Source organism: Nocardia sp. bgisy118 (assembly GCF_057708605.1).
The window spans coordinates 331,900-349,500 of record NZ_JBYISM010000001.1; the positions used below are offsets into that span (position 1 = coordinate 331,900).

The 17,601-nt window shown below is 66.3% G+C and carries 25 protein-coding genes; 14 read left to right on the forward strand and 11 right to left on the reverse strand.

Going from position 1 to position 17,601, the window contains the following annotated elements; genetic code table 11:
* Nucleotides 1–18 precede the first annotated feature (18 nt).
* Nucleotides 19–801, forward strand: a complete 783-nt coding sequence (locus AC3EO7_RS01415; RefSeq protein ID WP_435590226.1) for a crotonase/enoyl-CoA hydratase family protein — start codon at nucleotides 19–21, stop codon at nucleotides 799–801.
* 142 nt (nucleotides 802–943) lie between these two features.
* Here the strand turns inward: AC3EO7_RS01415 and AC3EO7_RS01420 are convergent, their stop codons facing one another.
* The 4 genes from AC3EO7_RS01420 to AC3EO7_RS01435 all read right to left on the reverse strand — a co-directional run bounded on the left by AC3EO7_RS01420 (nucleotide 944) and on the right by AC3EO7_RS01435 (nucleotide 4,009).
* A complete protein-coding gene (locus tag AC3EO7_RS01420) occupies nucleotides 944–1,474 on the reverse strand; it encodes an SRPBCC family protein (protein WP_431972669.1) in 531 nt (176 codons plus the stop codon).
* Nucleotides 1,471–1,806: an ArsR/SmtB family transcription factor gene (locus tag AC3EO7_RS01425; protein WP_435590227.1), complete on the reverse strand. Its 336-nt coding sequence runs from the start codon at nucleotides 1,804–1,806 to the stop codon at nucleotides 1,471–1,473. Before AC3EO7_RS01425 ends, AC3EO7_RS01420 begins: the two co-directional genes overlap by 4 nt.
* Before the next feature lie 82 nt (nucleotides 1,807–1,888).
* Nucleotides 1,889–3,034, reverse strand: a complete 1,146-nt coding sequence (locus AC3EO7_RS01430) for an acyl-CoA dehydrogenase family protein (RefSeq protein WP_431972667.1) — start codon at nucleotides 3,032–3,034, stop codon at nucleotides 1,889–1,891.
* 117 nt (nucleotides 3,035–3,151) lie between these two features.
* The gene (locus AC3EO7_RS01435) at nucleotides 3,152–4,009 is read right to left on the reverse strand and encodes an SDR family oxidoreductase (protein WP_431972666.1); all 858 of its coding nucleotides are present in this window, start codon (nucleotides 4,007–4,009) and stop codon (nucleotides 3,152–3,154) included.
* A 535-nt stretch (nucleotides 4,010–4,544) separates the two neighbouring features.
* On the opposite strand from AC3EO7_RS01435, the gene AC3EO7_RS01440 reads away from it, so the two are divergent.
* Genes AC3EO7_RS01440 through AC3EO7_RS01450 form a run of 3 tightly spaced genes read left to right on the forward strand, consistent with a single transcriptional unit; the run spans nucleotide 4,545 to nucleotide 7,083 of the window.
* The gene (locus tag AC3EO7_RS01440; protein ID WP_431972665.1) at nucleotides 4,545–5,663 is read left to right on the forward strand and encodes an acyl-CoA dehydrogenase family protein; all 1,119 of its coding nucleotides are present in this window, start codon (nucleotides 4,545–4,547) and stop codon (nucleotides 5,661–5,663) included.
* Nucleotides 5,664–5,686: 23 nt separating this feature from the next.
* A complete protein-coding gene (locus AC3EO7_RS01445; RefSeq protein ID WP_431972664.1) occupies nucleotides 5,687–6,478 on the forward strand; it encodes an enoyl-CoA hydratase-related protein in 792 nt (263 codons plus the stop codon).
* 38 nt (nucleotides 6,479–6,516) lie between these two features.
* Nucleotides 6,517–7,083, forward strand: coding sequence for a PadR family transcriptional regulator (locus tag AC3EO7_RS01450; protein ID WP_435590228.1), 567 nt, complete (start codon nucleotides 6,517–6,519; stop codon nucleotides 7,081–7,083).
* A 250-nt stretch (nucleotides 7,084–7,333) separates the two neighbouring features.
* Here the strand turns inward: AC3EO7_RS01450 and AC3EO7_RS01455 are convergent, their stop codons facing one another.
* Nucleotides 7,334–7,648, reverse strand: coding sequence for an alpha/beta hydrolase (locus tag AC3EO7_RS01455; RefSeq protein WP_435590229.1), 315 nt, complete (start codon nucleotides 7,646–7,648; stop codon nucleotides 7,334–7,336).
* A gap of 73 nt (nucleotides 7,649–7,721) precedes the next feature.
* On the reverse strand, nucleotides 7,722–7,883 hold the full coding sequence (locus AC3EO7_RS01460; protein WP_435590230.1) for a hypothetical protein: 162 nt from the start codon (nucleotides 7,881–7,883) through the stop codon (nucleotides 7,722–7,724).
* Between the two features lie 105 nt (nucleotides 7,884–7,988).
* Between AC3EO7_RS01460 and AC3EO7_RS01465 the strand changes: the two genes are divergently transcribed.
* Nucleotides 7,989–8,585: a TetR/AcrR family transcriptional regulator gene (locus tag AC3EO7_RS01465; RefSeq protein ID WP_435590231.1), complete on the forward strand. Its 597-nt coding sequence runs from the start codon at nucleotides 7,989–7,991 to the stop codon at nucleotides 8,583–8,585.
* A gap of 160 nt (nucleotides 8,586–8,745) precedes the next feature.
* Entirely contained in the window at nucleotides 8,746–10,074 is a 1,329-nt protein-coding gene (locus AC3EO7_RS01470) for an alpha/beta hydrolase family protein (RefSeq protein WP_435590232.1), read from the forward strand.
* Nucleotides 10,075–10,217: 143 nt separating this feature from the next.
* Here the strand turns inward: AC3EO7_RS01470 and AC3EO7_RS01475 are convergent, their stop codons facing one another.
* Complete coding sequence (locus AC3EO7_RS01475) at nucleotides 10,218–10,649, reverse strand: nuclear transport factor 2 family protein (RefSeq protein WP_435590233.1); 432 nt, start codon at nucleotides 10,647–10,649, stop codon at nucleotides 10,218–10,220.
* A gap of 131 nt (nucleotides 10,650–10,780) precedes the next feature.
* Here AC3EO7_RS01475 and AC3EO7_RS01480 point away from each other — a divergent pair, with 131 nt between their 5' ends.
* On the forward strand, nucleotides 10,781–11,362 hold the full coding sequence (locus AC3EO7_RS01480; RefSeq protein WP_435590234.1) for a TetR/AcrR family transcriptional regulator: 582 nt from the start codon (nucleotides 10,781–10,783) through the stop codon (nucleotides 11,360–11,362).
* 58 nt (nucleotides 11,363–11,420) lie between these two features.
* On the opposite strand, the gene AC3EO7_RS01485 is transcribed toward AC3EO7_RS01480, so the two are convergent.
* Nucleotides 11,421–11,954: a winged helix-turn-helix transcriptional regulator gene (locus AC3EO7_RS01485; protein ID WP_431969079.1), complete on the reverse strand. Its 534-nt coding sequence runs from the start codon at nucleotides 11,952–11,954 to the stop codon at nucleotides 11,421–11,423.
* A gap of 59 nt (nucleotides 11,955–12,013) precedes the next feature.
* Between AC3EO7_RS01485 and AC3EO7_RS01490 the strand changes: the two genes are divergently transcribed.
* Complete coding sequence (locus AC3EO7_RS01490; protein WP_431969077.1) at nucleotides 12,014–12,658, forward strand: dihydrofolate reductase family protein; 645 nt, start codon at nucleotides 12,014–12,016, stop codon at nucleotides 12,656–12,658.
* Here AC3EO7_RS01490 and AC3EO7_RS01495 read toward each other — a convergent pair.
* On the reverse strand, nucleotides 12,637–13,311 hold the full coding sequence (locus tag AC3EO7_RS01495; protein ID WP_435590235.1) for a TetR/AcrR family transcriptional regulator: 675 nt from the start codon (nucleotides 13,309–13,311) through the stop codon (nucleotides 12,637–12,639). The genes AC3EO7_RS01490 and AC3EO7_RS01495 overlap by 22 nt on opposite strands.
* Before the next feature lie 73 nt (nucleotides 13,312–13,384).
* Here AC3EO7_RS01495 and AC3EO7_RS01500 point away from each other — a divergent pair, with 73 nt between their 5' ends.
* The 6 genes from AC3EO7_RS01500 (at nucleotide 13,385) to AC3EO7_RS01525 (ending at nucleotide 16,432) form a co-directional block, all read left to right on the forward strand.
* Nucleotides 13,385–13,774, forward strand: coding sequence for a nuclear transport factor 2 family protein (locus AC3EO7_RS01500; protein WP_431969073.1), 390 nt, complete (start codon nucleotides 13,385–13,387; stop codon nucleotides 13,772–13,774).
* Nucleotides 13,775–14,011: 237 nt separating this feature from the next.
* Nucleotides 14,012–14,380: a hypothetical protein gene (locus AC3EO7_RS01505; protein WP_431969071.1), complete on the forward strand. Its 369-nt coding sequence runs from the start codon at nucleotides 14,012–14,014 to the stop codon at nucleotides 14,378–14,380.
* Nucleotides 14,377–15,099: a F0F1 ATP synthase subunit A gene (gene atpB, locus AC3EO7_RS01510; protein WP_435590236.1), complete on the forward strand. Its 723-nt coding sequence runs from the start codon at nucleotides 14,377–14,379 to the stop codon at nucleotides 15,097–15,099. Before AC3EO7_RS01505 ends, atpB begins: the two co-directional genes overlap by 4 nt.
* A gap of 68 nt (nucleotides 15,100–15,167) precedes the next feature.
* Nucleotides 15,168–15,428 carry an ATP synthase F0 subunit C gene (atpE, locus tag AC3EO7_RS01515; protein ID WP_068063744.1) on the forward strand — a complete coding sequence of 87 codons (261 nt, stop codon included), beginning with the start codon at nucleotides 15,168–15,170 and terminating at the stop codon, nucleotides 15,426–15,428.
* A 4-nt stretch (nucleotides 15,429–15,432) separates the two neighbouring features.
* A complete protein-coding gene (locus tag AC3EO7_RS01520; RefSeq protein WP_435590237.1) occupies nucleotides 15,433–15,900 on the forward strand; it encodes a F0F1 ATP synthase subunit B family protein in 468 nt (155 codons plus the stop codon).
* On the forward strand, nucleotides 15,887–16,432 hold the full coding sequence (locus AC3EO7_RS01525) for a F0F1 ATP synthase subunit B family protein (protein WP_431969064.1): 546 nt from the start codon (nucleotides 15,887–15,889) through the stop codon (nucleotides 16,430–16,432). The genes AC3EO7_RS01520 and AC3EO7_RS01525 overlap by 14 nt, the downstream gene beginning before the upstream one ends.
* Before the next feature lie 101 nt (nucleotides 16,433–16,533).
* Here the strand turns inward: AC3EO7_RS01525 and AC3EO7_RS01530 are convergent, their stop codons facing one another.
* Nucleotides 16,534–17,196: an LLM class flavin-dependent oxidoreductase gene (locus tag AC3EO7_RS01530; RefSeq protein ID WP_435590238.1), complete on the reverse strand. Its 663-nt coding sequence runs from the start codon at nucleotides 17,194–17,196 to the stop codon at nucleotides 16,534–16,536.
* Between the two features lie 51 nt (nucleotides 17,197–17,247).
* On the reverse strand, nucleotides 17,248–17,538 hold the full coding sequence (locus AC3EO7_RS01535) for a hypothetical protein (RefSeq protein ID WP_431969060.1): 291 nt from the start codon (nucleotides 17,536–17,538) through the stop codon (nucleotides 17,248–17,250).
* Between the last annotated feature and the right edge of the window lie 63 nt (nucleotides 17,539–17,601).

The window sequence follows — 17,601 nt, forward strand, 5'->3', positions numbered from 1 at the left end:
GAAAGGACTGAAATACTCATGACCTACGAAACCCTCACCGTTCGCCGCCGCGGCGCGGTGCAGATCATCGGCCTCGACCGCCCGGCCAAACGCAACGCCTTCGACATCACGATGCTGCGGGAACTGGCCACCGCCTTCGGCGAACTCGACCGCGACGACAGCGTGCGCGCCGCCGTTCTCTACGGCGAGGGAACGATGTTCACCTCCGGCTTGGATCTGGCCAGCGTCGCCGGGGAGATCCAGGCGGGCAACTCGATGGTCCCGGAGGGCGGGATCAACCCGTGGCAAGTCGAGGGCAAACGGGTCTCCAAGCCGATCGTCGCCGCGGTGCACGGCAAAGTCCTCACCCTCGGCATCGAACTGATGCTCGCCGCCGACATCGTGGTGGCCGCCGAATCGACCGCCTTCGCCCAACTCGAGATCTCGCGCGGCATCTACCCGTTCGGCGGAACGACCATCCGCTTCCCGCGTGCCGCGGGGTGGGGTAACGCCATGCGTTGGCTGCTGACGGCCGAGGAGTTCGACGCCGCCGAAGCGCACCGGATCGGCGTCGTCCAGGAAGTCGTACCCGACGACACGCACGTCGAACGGGCGATCGAGATCGCGCGAGTCATCGCGCGACAGGCGCCACTCGGTGTGCAGGCAACCCTGCGCAACGCGCGCCTGGCCGAACGCGAGGGCGAGGCCGCCGCCGAAGCCGAGCTCGTGCCCACCGTGCAGAAGCTGTTCACCACCGAGGACGCCGCCATCGGCATCCAGGCCTTCCTGACCCGCACGACAGCCGAATTCGCCGGCCGCTGAGGTTCCGGCAAACCCGCCCGCGTCACCGAGACGATCAGCCTGCTCGTCGCCTGAACGTCGGGCCATCAGCTGTCGGGCGAAGAGCGAGGGATCGCGAGCTGTCCGCCGCCCTGCTCGCCGAGCGAGCAGGGCGGCTCGGCCGCTACTCCGGGATGCGCTCGGCGTAGTCCTTCTCGAGCCGAGCGAGCTTGGGCCAGAACGGTTCCGGCGTGCCTCCGGACAGCCGGGCGACGAGCAGGTCGAGGTGGCTGTGCCAGCCGCCGGAGACGTTGAGCAGGGCGTCGCGGTCGGGGAGGCGGCGGTGGGTGAGTTCCAGGCGGACCTGCTCGCCCACCTGTTCCAGCGTGAACGTCACCTCCGACCCGTCGCCCCAGGTGAACGACAGCAGCCGCGGCGGCTCACACGCCAGCACCTCGCCCTGCATCCGGTGCTCGTTCGCGTACTGCGGCGGCGCCGGATCGTCGGCATCGGTGAGTTCGGAATTGCGGAAGATCAATTCGACCGAGCCGCCTGCCGCCTGCGTCATCTCACCGCCCGCCAGCCAGGTGCGCCGCAGCTCCGCGTCGGTCAGGTACCGCCACACCCGCTCGATGGGGCCGGGCAGCAGCCGTTCCATGCGCACCGCGCCGGGTTCGGTCACGGTGCCGTAGTCGGAAATCCGTTGTGCCGTCATGATTCATCCTCGGTTCGGAGTAGTTCTTCGAGCCTGTCGAGTCGCTCGGTCCAGAAGCGCTCGTAGAAGCGCATCCACTCGGCGCCGTCCCGGATCGGCCGCGCGTCGAGGCGGCAGACGTGAACCCGACCGTGCACCGTCCGCCGCACCAACCCCGCGCGCTCGAGCACCTGGATGTGCTTGGACGCCCCGGCCAGTGTCATCGCGTACGGCTCGGCCAACTCGCCGACACTGTGCGCGCCCTCGGCCAGCGTGCGCAACATGGCCCGCCGTGTGGGGTGCGACAGCGCGTGGAACAGCGCGTCCAGCCGATCGGATTCATGTTCAACCACATGGTTGAGTATGCGCGCATCAGCGGCAATGGTCAACCACTTGGTTGAATATAAGGCCGGTTTGCTGCGGTCGAGGGATTGGTCAGGAGGCGAGAAGTGAGCGGCCGATGATCTCCTTCATGATCTCGGTGGCGCCGCCGTAGATGGTCTGCACGCGTCCGTCCACGAAGGCCTTCGCGACCGGGTACTCGGTCATGTAGCCGTAGCCGCCGTGCAGTTGCAGGCACCGGTCGGTGACTCGTTTTTGCAGTTCGGTGGCCCACCATTTCGCCATGGAGGCGTGCACGGCATCGAGTTCGCCGCCGGAGTGATCGATGATGCACCGGTCGATGAAGCTCCGGGTGACGGCGCACTCGGTGGCCATCTCGGCGATCTCGAAGCGCACGTGTTGCAGCTTGGCCAGCGGTCGCCCGAACGCTTCGCGCTCCTTGACGTACCGGGTGGTGATGTCGAGCATGTGCTCCGCCACCGCGATCGCGGCTGCGGCGATGTGGAGCCGCTCGGTGGCCAGGTTGGTGACCAGGTGCAGGAACGCGCCGTCGAGTTGTCCGAGCAGATTCTCCTTGGGCACCTTGACGTCGTTGAAGAACAGTTCCGCTGTGTCCTGGGCCTTCTGGCCGAGTTTGTCGAGGTTGCGGCCGCGTTCGAAGCCGTCCATGCCGCGTTCCACCACGAGCAGTGACAGGCCTCGTGACCCGCCTTCTGGGGTGGTTTTGGCGACCACGATGACCAGATCGGCAAGGATGCCGTTGGAGATGAAGGTCTTGGAGCCGTTGAGCAGCCAGTGATCGCCGCGATCCTGGGCGTGGGTGCTGATGCCTTGGAGGTCGGAGCCGCCGCCGGGTTCGGTCATGGCGATCGCGCCGATCGTTTCGCCGCTGCAGAAGCCGGGCAGCCAGCGCCTCTTTTGTTCCTCGTTGCTCAGGCCGATCAGGTAGGAGCCGACCATGTCGTTGTGCAGTCCCAGCGCGAGTCCGGGCACGCCCGCACTGGCGAGTTCTTCGGCGATGATGGCGCTGTAGCGGAAGTCGGTGGTGCCCCCGCCGCCGAATTCTTCCGGTGCGGACAGGCCGAGCAGGCCCTGGCGGCCTGCGGCGAGCCAGACCTCACGGGAGACTGCGCCGTCCTTTTCCCACTGTTCGTAGTGCGGCAGTACCTCTTTGGCGAGGAAGGTGCGTACGAGGTCGCGGAAGTCGTTGTGTTCGGTGTCGAAGATGTGGCGTTGCACGTCGGATCTTTCTGCGGTGGCGGCGATGAGGCGGTGAACGGAAACCATTGGGGGCCAGTGCTGTCGGGCTGTAGCGGCCCGCGGCTGGCGAAGCGGGGAAGGTGTCGCGACGGGGGCTTACTGTTGGGCGGCTGCTGCCAGGAACCGTCCGGCTTCCTGGATCTGGAGAACGCTTTCGCCCGAGCCGCCGCCGTCGCAGGGGATGATCGCCCCGGAGATGTAGCGGGCCGCCGAGGACGACAGGAACATCGCCAGGCCGGCGACATCGTCTTTGGTGCCAAGCCTTCCCAGTGGCACCGTCTTGATGGCGGCGCCGTCGTCGTGCGGGGTCAACCGCGCCATCCCCTCGGTGCCGGCGATCGGGCCGGGAGCGATGGCATTGACGCGGATCCCCTTGGCGCCCCATTCCAGGGCCAGCACCCGGGTCAGTTGGTCGACACCGGCTTTGGCCGCACACACGTGGGCTTGGTAGCGGACCGGGATCGAGGCCTGCGGGGCGGTGATGTTGATGACCGAAGCGCCCGGAGCGAGGTAGTCGAGCCCGGCGCGCATCACATGGAAGGTGCCGTTGAGGTCGATGTCGACGACCACCTTGAAGCCATTCGACGACAGCGCCGAGGCCTCGGCGAGGAAGTTGCCCGCCGCGCCCGAGATCAGGACATCGATGGCTCCCCACTCGGTGCGGATCGACTCGAAAACCTCTTCCACGGCCCGCATGTCGCGCACATCGGCCACGAAGCCGCCGACCGGCACGCCGTGCACGTCGAGCCGCGCGATCGCGGCGTCGACGTTGTCGCGTTTGCGGCTGACCACCACCACGGCCGCGCCATGGGCGGCGAAGGCTTCGGCGATGCCGAAGTTGATGCCGGTCGTGCCTCCGAAGATCACGACCTTCTTACCGGTGAAATCGAACTGAATGTCCATGCGCGGCTCTCCTTGGCGCGTCGAACGTGGATGGATCGCCCGGGTTCGCATGACTGGTGCGGGGTGGCCCGAGGCGGTGCACAGGAGGCTATGGGGACCGCCGCGCATTGTGCAACAAGTTGCATAAAAAGTGTGTCGGCAATCACGATCGCTTGTCGTCCAATCCGCCGACGTCGGTGAACGTGCTGGTCACGCCCTTGGTCGGACTGCTGCACCTCGGTTGGCAGCTGGCGGATAACCCACGGGCCCCGGGCTGGAGGGGTCCGCAAAGTGAGCGATGCCACACTTTTTGTGCAACTTGTTACATAAAGCCTTCGCTGGAAATAACGTCGGGTTCAAGCGCAGTCCCGGCGGCGTCTTCGCCGCTTTCCGTCTCGAAGGATTCACCGCTGTGGCTTTCCCGCCGTCTGTCCCTGCCCGTGGTCGGGTCGCTCACCCAGCAGTACGACCGAGCCCGCCGCGACCTGGCATCCATGCTCGAGCGCGCCGGGCAGCCTTCCGCGCCGAGCCGCACAGTCATCGGCGAGATGATCACGCAACCCCCGCGGTAGGACTCGCATGCGACCACGAACAACCAAGGCCAACAATGGATTCGACCTTCGAACTCGATCAGCCCGCGCTGCGCAAGAACCTGCACGACGTCTTCGCGCTGCGCTACCCCGACCTCGACGCCCGTCGCGACAGCCTCGCCACCGCGTCAGGTTTCGATGCCGGTATCTGGCGTTCGCTGGCGCAGCTGGACGTGCTCGGTTCGCGCCGCAGCGGGGAGCCTGTCCCGGCCGGGGCCGGACCGACCGAAGCGGCAATCGTGGCCGAGGAGATCGGCCGGGTGCTTGCACCCGAACCCTACGTCGCCATGGCGGTCCTGACCGGTGCTCTGATCACCGGCGCGGCCGGCGCGCCACAACGTCGAGAACTGCTCACCTCACTCGGGCAAGGCACCTTGTTGCCGGTATTCGCCCATTCCGAAGCCGACGCAACTGGGGATCCGGGCAGCCGGGCGAGCCGACGGGGGCATGGCTGGTCGGTGTCCGGCACAAAGGAATCCGTCGTCTACGGCGCTGAGTCCTCGCTGCTGATCGTCAGTGCCCACACCGACAGCGACGGCACCGGGCTGTTCCTGATCGAACCCGACCAGCGCGCCGTCGAGATCGACGGCTACACCCTCCTCGACGGCAGCCGCGCCGCGCGGCTGATCCTGGACCGCGCCGCGGCGACACCACTGGGGACGCCCGAGCACGATCACTCGGCCACCATTGCCACCGCGCTCGCCCGCGCGCGCATCGCCTATTGCCACGAGGCGGTCGGCGCGATGGCTCGCGCACTGCAGCTGATCGTCGACCATTCCACCGGCGAACGGCGAAAGGGTGCCGCCCTCACCTACGACGAGGCAGCCGGAGCCGGCGTCGCCGACTGGTACCTCGCGATCGAGTTCGCGCGCCGCAGCGCCCCGTGGGCAACGACGACCCTGCTCGACGACCCCGATCGGGCCATCGACGCCGCGGCGCGGGCGACCCGTCGAACCGACACGGCCCGCTGGATCGGTCACGACGCGATGACCCGCCCCGGCCCCGCGGCCCGCGACTCGATCGGGCACTACGCGCGCCGATTGAGTGTGATCGGTCATCTGCTCGAAGAGCACTGCCCTTATCTGCGCTCACCCACCAACGCCAGTACCCCACACCACCGCTGCGACACCCTCTGAAACCGAGAAGGAAGCGACAACCGATGAACGACAACACTCCCGTGATCGACACCCGCACCGAAGGCGCGACCACCATCATCCGGTTCAATCGGCCCCAGCAGTTCAACAGCATCGACACCGCCGCCCGCAACCGGCTGCGGCGGGACCTGGCCGCCGCAGCCGCCGATCCCGATGTGCGCGCGGTCGTCCTCACCGGCAACGGTCGCGCGTTCTGCGCCGGACAAGACCTGCGGGAATTGCAGAGCGCTCCGGAAGCAACCGTTCTGGGCGACCTGGTGCGCGAACACTTCAACCCGATCGTGCAGTTGCTGGTGAGCATGCCCAAACCGGTGATCGCGGCCGTCAACGGAACCGCCGCGGGAGCGGGGATGGCGCTGGCGCTGGCGTGTGACCTGCGCATCGCCACGGAGTCGGCGGCCTTCACCACCGCCTTCGCCGGAATCGGACTGTCCTGCGACACCGGGATGTCATGGACCCTGCCCCGTATCGCGGGCCGTGCCGCCGCGCTGGACCTACTGATGCGTCCACGCGTCATCGGATCCGCCGAAGCCCTGCGCCTCGGCATCGTCCACCAAGTGGTCGCCGACACCGACTTCGAAGCACGCTGGCGTTCGCTGTCGAACGAACTGGCCGCAGGCCCGACGACGGCGCTGGCCGCGATCAAGGCTTCGGTCAACCACGCCTGCGGAACAACCCTCGATGCCGCCGTGGATTTCGAAGCCGACCAGATGACCCGCACGGGCCGCACCCGTGATCACAAGACGGCGGTGGCAGCGTTTCTGGCCAAGTCCGCCCCGGTATTCGCCGGCTACTGACGAACCCGCCGTCGGGCGACCTCTCTAAGATTCGGCGAATGGCACTGCAGTTCGCGATCCTCACAGCGCTGGCCGAACGCGAATCCAGCGGTTTCGAGTTGGCCAAACGCTTCGATCGTCTCTACGGATACTTCTGGTCGGCCTCCCATCAGCAGATCTACCGGGAGCTCGACCGGCTCCACGCCACCAGCCTGGTCGCCGAAGTGCCCCAACCCGAACGCCCTGGGCGCGGCCAACCCAAACGCTTCGCCATCACCGAGGCGGGAACAACCGCCCTGCGCGACTGGACCGGCGAGATCGACGAACCGACGCATGCCCGCGAATCCCTGATCGTGAAAACGCGGGCCGCGGCCTCCGTCGGCGACTTCGACGGGCTGCGCGCAGTGATCGCCCACCATCTCGCCGTGCACGGCAGCGACCTGGTCAAACACACAGAGATCGAGACTCGCGACTTCTCCACTGTCGACACCGACGCCGACGCCCTGCGGCACCTCGTCCTCAAAGCCGGAATCGCGATGGAACAACTCTGGGTCGACTGGTGCCGAGAAGCGCTCGACACCCTCGACACCATCCAAGCCCGAACGGCCACCGAACCCACGACCTAGGTGTACTGACCATGGACGTTGGTGACGGCGTGGCGAGCTGACAAGCCGAAGACCATGTCGGATGAATATGAGGTCGATCGCGGTGTTCGAGGTTCGATCGGCACTGACGCTCGACGACGCCTACCCCAGCGTGGCTGCCGCGCGAATCTGTTGGGGGCCTATCGGATTCAGGTCGCCGAGCTGATCGTCGTCACCCTAGCGACCCCACGGCTGAACCGGGCGATGTAGTCGTCGAGGAGCTCGAGGCCGGTCACCGGGCGACCTCGGCGGAGGCCAGGGCGCGGGGGAGCCAGTCCAGCACGGTCGAGGCCACCTCGGGGAGCTTGGTGACCGCACAATGCCCGGTATCGGGCAGCGGCTCGACGACGGTGTCGCGGCGTCCCTCGAAGACCAGGGTGTCGTGCTGCGGGACGTGGACATCGTCGGCGCCGTTGATGATCAGCATCGGGGCGTTGCGATCCTGATCGAGTAGCGGGCGCAGCGACATTTCCGCGTAGCGGGCCATCCGTTCCTCGGCGCTGGGTGGCGCGTCGAATCCCAGTGCGTTGCCGATGATGTCGGCCATGCCGAACCGGGTCGGCCCCGTTCCGGCGAAGGTGGCTTCGACCGGCCCGCCGATGTCGACGGCGGCATCGACCTCACCGGCCAGACCGGATCGCGCCGCCCGGGGCGTCCGCCCACATGTCCGTGATCACGGCACGCATCGCGTCGACGTCGTCGACGGGCAATCCGGTGTTGGTCATCTGCGCGTACCGCTCGCTGAACAGCTCCTGTGGGTTCAGCGGCCATAGGTAGGGCATGTCGACTCCTTCGGCGATCCGTGCCTTTAACGCAGAGATTCCGCTTTAACGAACAGTACGCGCGGCGCGTCGTTAACGCAATAGGCATGCATTAGGGTGAGGGTGATGAGTCAGGATGAGCTTGGTGACGAGGTGCGGCGCCGCCCTGGCGGCCGGTCCGCGCGAGTGCGCACCGCGGTGCTGCAAGCAACTCTGGAGGTCCTGGCCGAACACGGCCCGGGCGGGGTGACGATGAGCGATATCGCTCGACGGGCCGGGGTTCATGCGACATCGATCCAACGACGTTGGGGGACAACCGAGAACGTGGTGCTCGATGCGCTGCTGGAGCGCAGCGAGGAGCTGCTGCCGGTCCCCGACACCGGATCGCTGCGCGGCGACATGATCGCGCTGGCGCGAGCGGTCGAGGCCTATCTGGCCACGCCGCTGGGTACCGCGCTGGCCAGGGCGATGGCGGTCGCCGACGACGATCCCGCCACCGCCGGCGGTCGCTCCGAGTTCTGGAAAGCCCGGTACCACGCGGCAAGTGTCATTTTCGACCGCGCTGCCGCCCGCGACGAACTCGCCCCGGGGGCCGATCCCTGGATTGCCCTCGAAATGCTCATCGCCCCACTGCATTTCCGGGCCCTGCTCGTCCGTCGACCCGTCGACGACCAGCTGATCGCGCAGATGGTCGACACCCTCCTGCGAGGCCTGGCCGGATAGGGCTGGGTTGGTGCGGCACGCCGCAGCGCGACCACTGGCGCTGGCTACGGAACCCGGCGAACTCTTAACGCAATAGTCTTGCTTTTAGCATCGACGGTGCTTACGCTGGCCCCGCGGCCGCAACCGTTATGGCACCTCGATCCGATAGGGAGGCAGGACTGTGGCATCGACCACATCCCGGGCCCGCAGGCTTTTCGTCAGCACCCTCGCACTGACCGGCACTACCGAACGGGCCGCGAACCGTTTCGGCACGGCGCCGTTTCTGCCCGCACTCTTCGCCGATCGGCTCACTCACCTCGGTGGGATCGACCCCGCGGTGTTCAGCGCCCAATTGGCCGCGTGCAACTCCTTCGACGACAACCGATGGACCACGCACTGGGAGACGTTCGCCGACGAACACACCGCCACGGCCGATGCCGCGCTGGCGGTACTCGGCGGGCCGTCGACGCGGGAACTGCTCGATTCGACCACCGACGTGGAGGTCCGCAAGCTCGGCGAACTGCTCGCTCCGGCGGTGGAGATCCTCGCCGACCGCGGCCCGATCGCACCACCGGACGCCGTGGACCGCTTTTGCGCGCTGCACCCCGAAAACTGTGATGCCGCAGTCGCTCTGGATGCGCTGATCAAGGTCGTGGTGTACGAGTTCGCCGCGTCCTGGCCGGGTTGGAGCCCGCGCCGGTTGCAGGCATACGAGACCTCCCACCGGCTGTGCGAGATCCTGCTCACCGCGCTCGCCCCGGCCATGGGCATCACCGTGGAGGCGGTGCGAATCCCCCTCGGCAGCGCCGATGAAGTCCGCGGATACCTGATCTCGCCGGAGGGTGCCGAGCAGTTGCCGACCGTGCTCATCACCAACGGCCTCGAGGGCACCCTCGGCGAGCTGACGTTGCCGCTGTTGCAGCATCGCGCCGAGGGCATGACCTATTTCGTCATGGAGATGCCCGGCACCTTCCATTACCGGCAGCCGCTGACGCCGGAATCGGAGCGGGTGTACTCGGCCGTCGTCGACTTCCTCGCCGCCGATCACCGTGTCGACGCGCAGCGAATCGGCATGCTGGGCGTCAGCTTCGGCGCGTACTGGTCGACCCGTATGGCCGCGGTCGAGCCGCGGTTGCGTGCCGCGGTCGCCAACGGTGCGCTGGCCGACCGCACCTTCGCGCCGACGGGGTCGATCGGCGTTCCCGAAATCATCGTCTCCACCATCCGCCGGACCGTAGGAGCCACGAGCGTGCCGGATATGGTGGGCAAGCTTTCGGCGCTGTCGCTGCGCGATCACCTACGGCGAATCGAGATCCCACTGCTGGTCGTCAACGGAGCCGACGACTCCCTGTGCAGGGTCGAGGATTCCATCGATATCGCCACCTACGCGCCCAATGCCCAGCTGGTGCTCTACGCCGACGACGACCACTGCGCCATGAAGCACGAGCCCGAATGGCTCGACCTGTGCATCCGGTTCTTCCGAACCCACTTGGCCGCAGCCCAGAACTAGTGACTCGTCCGGAAATGCGAACCGGTGATCGAGGTGGCGGGGATTGCGAGGCGTACGCCGTGACCGCCGATGACATCACGCCAGATCCCGCCGACTGATGGCAGGAGAACTGTCAGTGTCGAATATCGTTGGTGCTGCTGTGATTACGGCGACTGCGGACCCAGCGCGGCGAGCATCGCGAGGGTGTCTTGATATTCGCGCCAGTGCACGATCTGCCCGTTGTCTGCGGTGAGCACGCTGATGAACCGCGCCGAGGCGGGCTGTCCGGTTGTGGTGAGGGTGCCTGCCAGTTCGTATTCGCCGATGACGGTGTCCGGGTCGACGCTTCGATGGACGACGACGTCGTGGACCTCCTCGAAGCGCACCGGAAGCGTTCGGCGGCCCTCTTCGGCGAGCGCGAGGAACAGGCCGCGACCCTCGATCCGTCGCATCCCGCCCGGGGCGAACGGCACCTCGATCACCACGTCGGTCGCCCACAGATCCGCATCGATGGGCTCGGCGGGATCGCTGAGCACGTAACGGAGAAATCGGTGAAACAGCTGCTCGGCCGACATCTGCTGGGTCGTGATGGTCATGATCTCGATTCCTTCCCCCGCCGGGATCTTTCGATCGGAACCGCCACAAGATGAGTGGCGACTCCGTTTTCGAAATGAGAATATGAGTCGGCACTCCGCTTGTCCAGTGTTCGTGGAAGGGAACGGTATCGGTGGCGTCCAGCGAATCGGGTAGCGCCGCACCACGCCGGGCAGACGCGCGGCGTAACCGTGCCCGCATTCTGGCCGCGGCCGAGCAGGTCTTCGGCGACCAAGGGTTCGCGGGGTCGACCGAGGAAATCGCCCGGCGCGCAGGGGTATCGGTCGGCACGATCTTCCGTCATTTTCCCACCAAGCGGGACCTGCTGGCCGCGATCGTCAAAGACCTGCTGCAAGGACTCGAAAACGAAGCGGACCGGCTCGTCCGCGACGGCGATCCTGCCACCGCGTTGTTCACGTTCTTCGCGCATCTCGTCGCCGAAGCGGCCGAGAAGAAGACGATCGTCGAACTCCTCGCCGACGTGGGGACCGCCGTCCCGATCGACACCGCGATCGGCGGATTCGCCGACACGTTGGCGAGGTTGCTGGACAAGGCGCAAGCCGCCGGGACCGTCGACCGAGACGTCACCGCCGACGACGTCCTCGCGCTGCTGATCAGCACCACCCAAGGCGCGGTTCGAGGCGGGTGGGATCCGCGCAGGCAAGAACGAGTCCTGTCGATCATCTTCGCCGGGCTCGCCGCGCCCCGGCGCTGATACCCAATTCGATCCAGCCGCAAGGCATTCCGGCCCGAATTGGTGAGCGGCGCGGGATCTATTCGGGGTTGGAGGTGGCCGAAACCGCTTCGTGGTAGGCGGCGGTCAGTTCCGCGAGCACCCCATCGGAGGGGGCTGGCAACCCGGCCAAGTGGGTGGCGCGGAGTTCAGCCATGAATCGCTCCCACAGCGGGGGACCGCCCGCGGCGAGCAGTTCGGCTCGCACGGTCAGTTCCGGCGTCGTGTCCAACCAGCGTGCGCCCCACGTGCCCAGCTGGGCCATCACCGGGACGAGCTGGATCGCCGCCTCGGTGAGGTGGTACTCGACCTTCTGGCGGTGACTCGGGTCGTCGTGGCGAGTGAGCAGGCCCGCGTCGACGAGTTTCGCCAGGCGGTTGGCCAGGATGTTCGATGCGATGCCCTCGATGGACGCGGTGAGCAGTTCGCGGAAGTGGGTGTTGCCGCCGAACATGATGTCGCGCAGAACGATCAGGCTCCATCGGTCCCCGAGGAGTTCGATCGTCCTATTGATCGGACAGCCCGATTTTCCCGGGGACACCGGCAGCTTGTCATGAACAACTGGTTGCGACATGGGATCAGTCTAGGTAGGTTCCTAACCGATTGCATATTGCAACCAGAAAGGGGATCTTGATGACACAGTTGGTCCGCGTGCAGAACTTCAACGTGTCCAGCGACGGATACGGTTCGGGGGAGGGGCAGAGCTTCGAGCGACCGTTCGGCCACGCCGATCCGAGTGCGCTCTTCTCCTGGGCGGGCGCCACCGCCCACTGGCCGACCCGGACCGAACCCGGCGGCACCTATGGCCTAGACGACTACTGCACCCGCGACTTCCGCAACAACATCGGCGCGGAGATCATGGGGCGCAACAAATTCGGTCCGCAGCGGGGCTCGTGGGAGAACTACGATTGGCAGGGATGGTGGGGCGATGAACCCCCGTTCCACACACCGGTGTTCGTCCTCACACACCACGTGCGGCCCTCGTTCACATTGGGGGACACCACGTTCCACTTCCTCGATGCGTCGCCGAAGGACGCACTGGCGCAGGCATTCGATGCCGCCGAAGGGAAGGACGTGCGAATCGGCGGCGGCGTCGCCACAGTTCGTGAGTTCCTCGACGCCGACCTGATCGACACGATGCACGTCGCCGTCTCGTCGGTCGAGCTCGGTCGCGGTGAAAGGCTGTGGACGAGCCCCGACGAACTCGTCGACCGCTTCCATCTGGAGCGGATCCCGAGCCCGAGCGGGGTGGTGCATCACTTCTTCTGGCGAAAGTGACCTGACGGATTCGGATCGGCCGCGGCCCCGCGATCCCGCGGCCGCACTCCGACGAGCTTGACGAGGAAGCGCTCGACCTGATCGTCGAGTGGCGGCCAAGGCTGATCTGGCTGGTGCAGACGCATCGACACCGCGCCGTGCACCGCGGCCCGCAGGTCTAGTGCGATCGTGGCGGCGTCCCCGGCCGGAGCGAGACCGGCGTCCATGCATCGTTGCACCGCGGCGACGGTGCTGTCGGCCAGCTCCTTCCGGAAGGCCATTTCCGTGCGCTGGTTGAGGGCGCTCTCGTGCAGCACCGCGTACAGCCCCGGATGGTTGTACGCCCATTCGCCGAGAACCATTGTGCGGAAGCGTAATTGATCTGCCGGATCGGGATGGCTCGACTCGGCCTGCGCCATCGCCCGCATCAGATCGTCGTGACAACGGTTCAACACCGCGAGCACCAAGGTGTCCCGATCGTCGAAGTGGAGGTAGACCGACGTGGCGGCGGTGCCGATCGCCCGTGCCACCGCGCGCATCGACAGCGCCTGGTCGTCGCCGAGTTCGTCGAGTATCCGCATCGCGGCGACCAAGATCTCCTCGCGCAAGCGCTCACCCTGGCCGCGCGGGTTCCGTCCGCGCGATCGCCGGTTGTCTGCCTGATCGTCCGCCATGGCCGCCATTGTATTCGAACAGCTGTAGCGCTACGGTTGTAGCGCTACAGCTGTTCAGTTATGGAGCGATCTGATGACCACTGACAACACGCCCAACTCGAACAAAGAGATCGTGGCGGCCTTCTACGAGACCGCGTTCAACAGAAAGGATTTCGGTGCCGCGCGCCGATACCTGTCCGACGACTACATCCAGCACAACCCGCTCATCGCAGACGGCGTCGAAGGGCTGCGAGCGCGACTGGCGTTTCTGAAGGAGACGTTCCCGGCACTGTCCGTGGAGGTCAAACGCATGGTGGCCGAGGACGATTACGTTGTCGCGCACGTCCACGCGATCCGCGTCCCCGGTCGGCGAGGGGTGGCGATCATGGACATCTTCCGTCTCGACAACGGCAGGTTGGCCGAGCACTGGGACGTTCTACAGGACATCCCCGAGGATGCGTTGAATCAGAACGGGATGTTCTAACGCTTCTGTCGAGCCGATCGAGCGTTTTGGTGGTATTGCCATACCATCTATGTGGTATGATTATATCACCAAAGAGGGCTGTGACTGGGTTGTGCCGCCCTAGTGGGGGATTCGACCGAATGGATGTCCGATTTGTCCGAAACTCTTGTACTACGAGCCGTAGTAAGCGAGAATGAGAGTGTGACCGGATGTAGCGCTTCTGCTACAGGACATCGCATCATTGCTATGGGAGGGTTTATGTCGGTCGGGGCGGACCGTCGTCCGATCATCGTCTCCGTCGGGGTTGGCGCCGTGGTTCTGGCGGTGGCCGGGATGCTGGATCGGCTGGTTTTGGGCCTATTCGTTTGCGCGGGAATGGCATTGGGCTATCTCAACGCGTGGCTCACCCGCGTCGCGGTCGCGCGGATTGCGGGTGGTGACACCGCGTCGGGCAAGGAGTGGCTGGCGGCGACGAGCGGGGTGCGGTTGTTGGGTGTCACGGGACTCGCGCTGATCGTGGGCGTGCTCGCGCGGCCTGATGGATTCGGCATCCTCTTCGGGCTGGTGGCTTTTCAGCTCGCCGTGCTGCTCACTGTGTCGGCGCCGGTCGTGCGAGGTGCACGATGACGAAAGTAGAAGTGGGGCACCATGAGACGGCGTACGTATTCGGTATGGCGTTCCATGTGGACACCATCCTCGCCACCGTGGTCGCGGCGGTTGTCGTGCTGGGGCTCGCGTTCTGGCTGCGCCTCAGGTTGACGTCCGGGGTTCCCAACGGAGTGCAGCTGTTCTTCGAGACCGTGACGGTGCAGCTGCGCGGTCAGGTGGAAAGTGCTGTCGGCCTTCGGGTCGCGCCTTTCGTTCTGCCGCTGGCGGTGACGCTGTTCGTTTTCGTGCTGCTGTCGAACTGGTTGTCCGTGCTGCCGGTGCAATACGGCGACGGTGAACTGATCAAACCGCCCGCCGCCGATGTCAACTTCACCTACGCGCTCGCCCTGTTCGTCTTCGTGTGCTACCAAGCCGCGGGTATGGCGCGGCGCGGTCCGCTCGGGCATGTGAAGCAGCTGCTGAAGGGGCATACCGGTTGGGGGCCAATGGATTTCGTCAACGTTATCGAGGAACTGGCGAAACCGCTGTCGCTGGCGCTGCGCTTGTTCGGCAACATGTTCGCGGGTGGGGTGATGATCTCCGTGATCGCGCTGCTGCCCGCCTGGCTCAGCTGGGCCCCGAACGCCGCGTGGAAGCTGTTCGATCTGTTCGTCGGGCTCATCCAGGCCTTCATCTTCGCGCTGCTCACGATTCTCTACTTCGGTCAGGCCACCGTGCGTGAGCACGAAAATCACTGAACCACGCCGGGCGCCTTCGCATTCCGGCCACCAGATTCCTATGTCAACGGGGAAAGGAAAGAACAGAAATGGCAGACGTGACCCATGAGACGATCGTCCAGGCGGCGGCCCTGCTCGCGGGCGGGCTGATGATGGTCGGCGGCGCGATCGGCGCGGGATACGGCAACGGCATGGCGGGTTCGGCGCTGATCAACGGCGTTTCCCGGCAGCCGGAGGCCGAGGGCAGGCTGCGCGGCAACTATTTGATGGCGGTCAGCCTGGTCGACGCCGTCTACTTCATCAACCTGACGTTCATGGCGCTGTTCGCCTTCGCCGCGCCGGGAAAGTAATGCGATGACCACGAAAACCCTTGCGGAACAGAACTTCCTGATCCCCAATGGCACCTTCTTCGTCGAACTGTCGATCTTCCTGCTCGTGCTCGCGGTCATCTGGTTGTTCGTGGTGCCGCCGATTCGCGATGTGCTCGCCGAGCGGGAGGCCCGCGTCGCCAAGACCGCCGTCGACGGGCGGCGGGCGCGGGAAATCTTCGAGGCGGCCAAGGATCGGTATCGGTCCTCGGTGGCGCAGGCTCGCGGCGAGGCCGCGCGGCTGCGCGAACAGGCCAGACACGAAGGCCGGGCAATCCTGACCTCGGCGGGCGAGCGGGCGCGGGACGAGTCCGACGAGATGGTCGCCGGAGCAGTGATCGAGTTGCGAGCCAACGCGGACGCGGCGGCCGCGCGGCTGCGCGGACACATCGATCCGCTGGCTCGTGAGCTGGCCGACCGAGTGATCGGAGGTGGCGCCGGTGAGCGAACGTGACGGGATCTACGACATCACCTGGAACTGGCCGGTATTCCTGAGTCAGCTGCTCGGCTTCGCCGTCATCGTCGGCGCGCTCGTCAAATGGGTTGTGCCGCAGGTGAAAGCGGCGATGCTGCGCGCGCAGCAGGCGGTTCACGGGCAACTGGAGGAGAGTTCGCAAGCCACGGCCGGATTGGCCGCGGCCGAACGAGCTTTCGCGGAGGCGGCTGCGTCGGCGCGCACCGAGGTGGCCCATATCCACGAGGAGGCCCGTGCCGACGCGGAACGCATCGTCGCGGAGCTGCGCAGAACCGCGGCGGCCGAGGTCGAGCGGGTGCGCCGCTACGGTGTGGACCGCATCGCGCAGGTGAATCGGCAGTTGCGGGAGGAACTCGGGCACGACCTGACCGTGGCGGTGCTCGACCGCACCGAGTGCGTGGTGCGAGAACGTCTCGTCTCGCCCGGAGCCGTGTCGGACAGCATCGACCGGTTCCTGGACGAATTGGGGTTGCACGCGGGGCTCGCCGAGGAACTCCGCAGCTCGCCGTGAATCTCTGCCGCTCAGGATATTTCAGCGCCCGGGTCGATGCACGACCCGGGCGCTGCGGCATTCTTCGGCCCGCCACGAGACGACTCGGCGCGCGCCAGGAGTTACCGCGCCAGCAGCCGTTCCACCCACTCCAGGTGCTCGTCGATCCCGGACACCGCGAACATCAGGTCGACGAACGCGTCCGGATAGCCGCTGTCGGCGAGAAGGCGGACCGTCTCGGTGACTTGCTCGACCTCGCTGCCCGCCGCGACGTTGACGCGAACGTGGGTGTGGATGGCCGCCGGATCCCGGCCCGCTGCCAGGGCGGCGTCATCGATGATCGAGCGCTGCTGCTTCAGCAAGTCGAGGTTGTGTCGCCCGCTGGGCACTTGGATCACCGGGAGCCAGCCGTCGGCTCGCCGCCCGATCCGGGTCAGGCCCGCTGTGGTGAACGCCCCGAGGTAGATCGGCGGCCGCGGTCGCCGAACCGGCTTCAGGTCGACCCACGACGGCGGAATCGACCAGCGACGGCCCTGATGCGCAACCGGATTCGTGGTCCACAGCGCGTCCAGGATGTCGAGCAATTCGTCGAGATCGGCGCCGCGGTGGCGAAGTGACGCCCCTGCTGCCTGGAACTCCTCCGGCGACCAGCCGATACCGAATCCGGGCAGCAGCCGGTCGCCGACCCAGAAGCTTTCTGCGCCAAGCTTTTCGGCGGTCGACGCGTAGTGGGTCACGTCGTCGTACGCCGCCTCACCGAACTGCGGTAGTGCGAATCCAAGCATGCACGCCAAGCTAGCCGGTTCGGTAGCAGGCGTGAATTGCCTTCTGCCCGTTCAGGATTCCGGCGGAAGGATCGGCGAGCTGAACACTTCTTCCAGTGGCGTCGGGCCGGTGTACCGGCGGCAGTTGCAGCGGACCCACTCGCGTAGGCCGTGCGTGCCCTTGCGGGAGATCTCGGCGTGACAGGTGCCCGTGGCACGGTCGTGCAGCGACAGGTCGTGACCGCAACCGCAACGCGCGAGCGGTTTCGCCCCCGATCGGGCCCGCCACCGATGCCCGAACCGGCCGCATACCCAGCCGATACCGACCAGGCCGGCGCCGACAACGAGGCTGAGGGGATCCATGGTTTGCAGTATATGTATACGCATAGCCGAGGTCATTCGAATGACGGTCTCCGGCAGACAGCG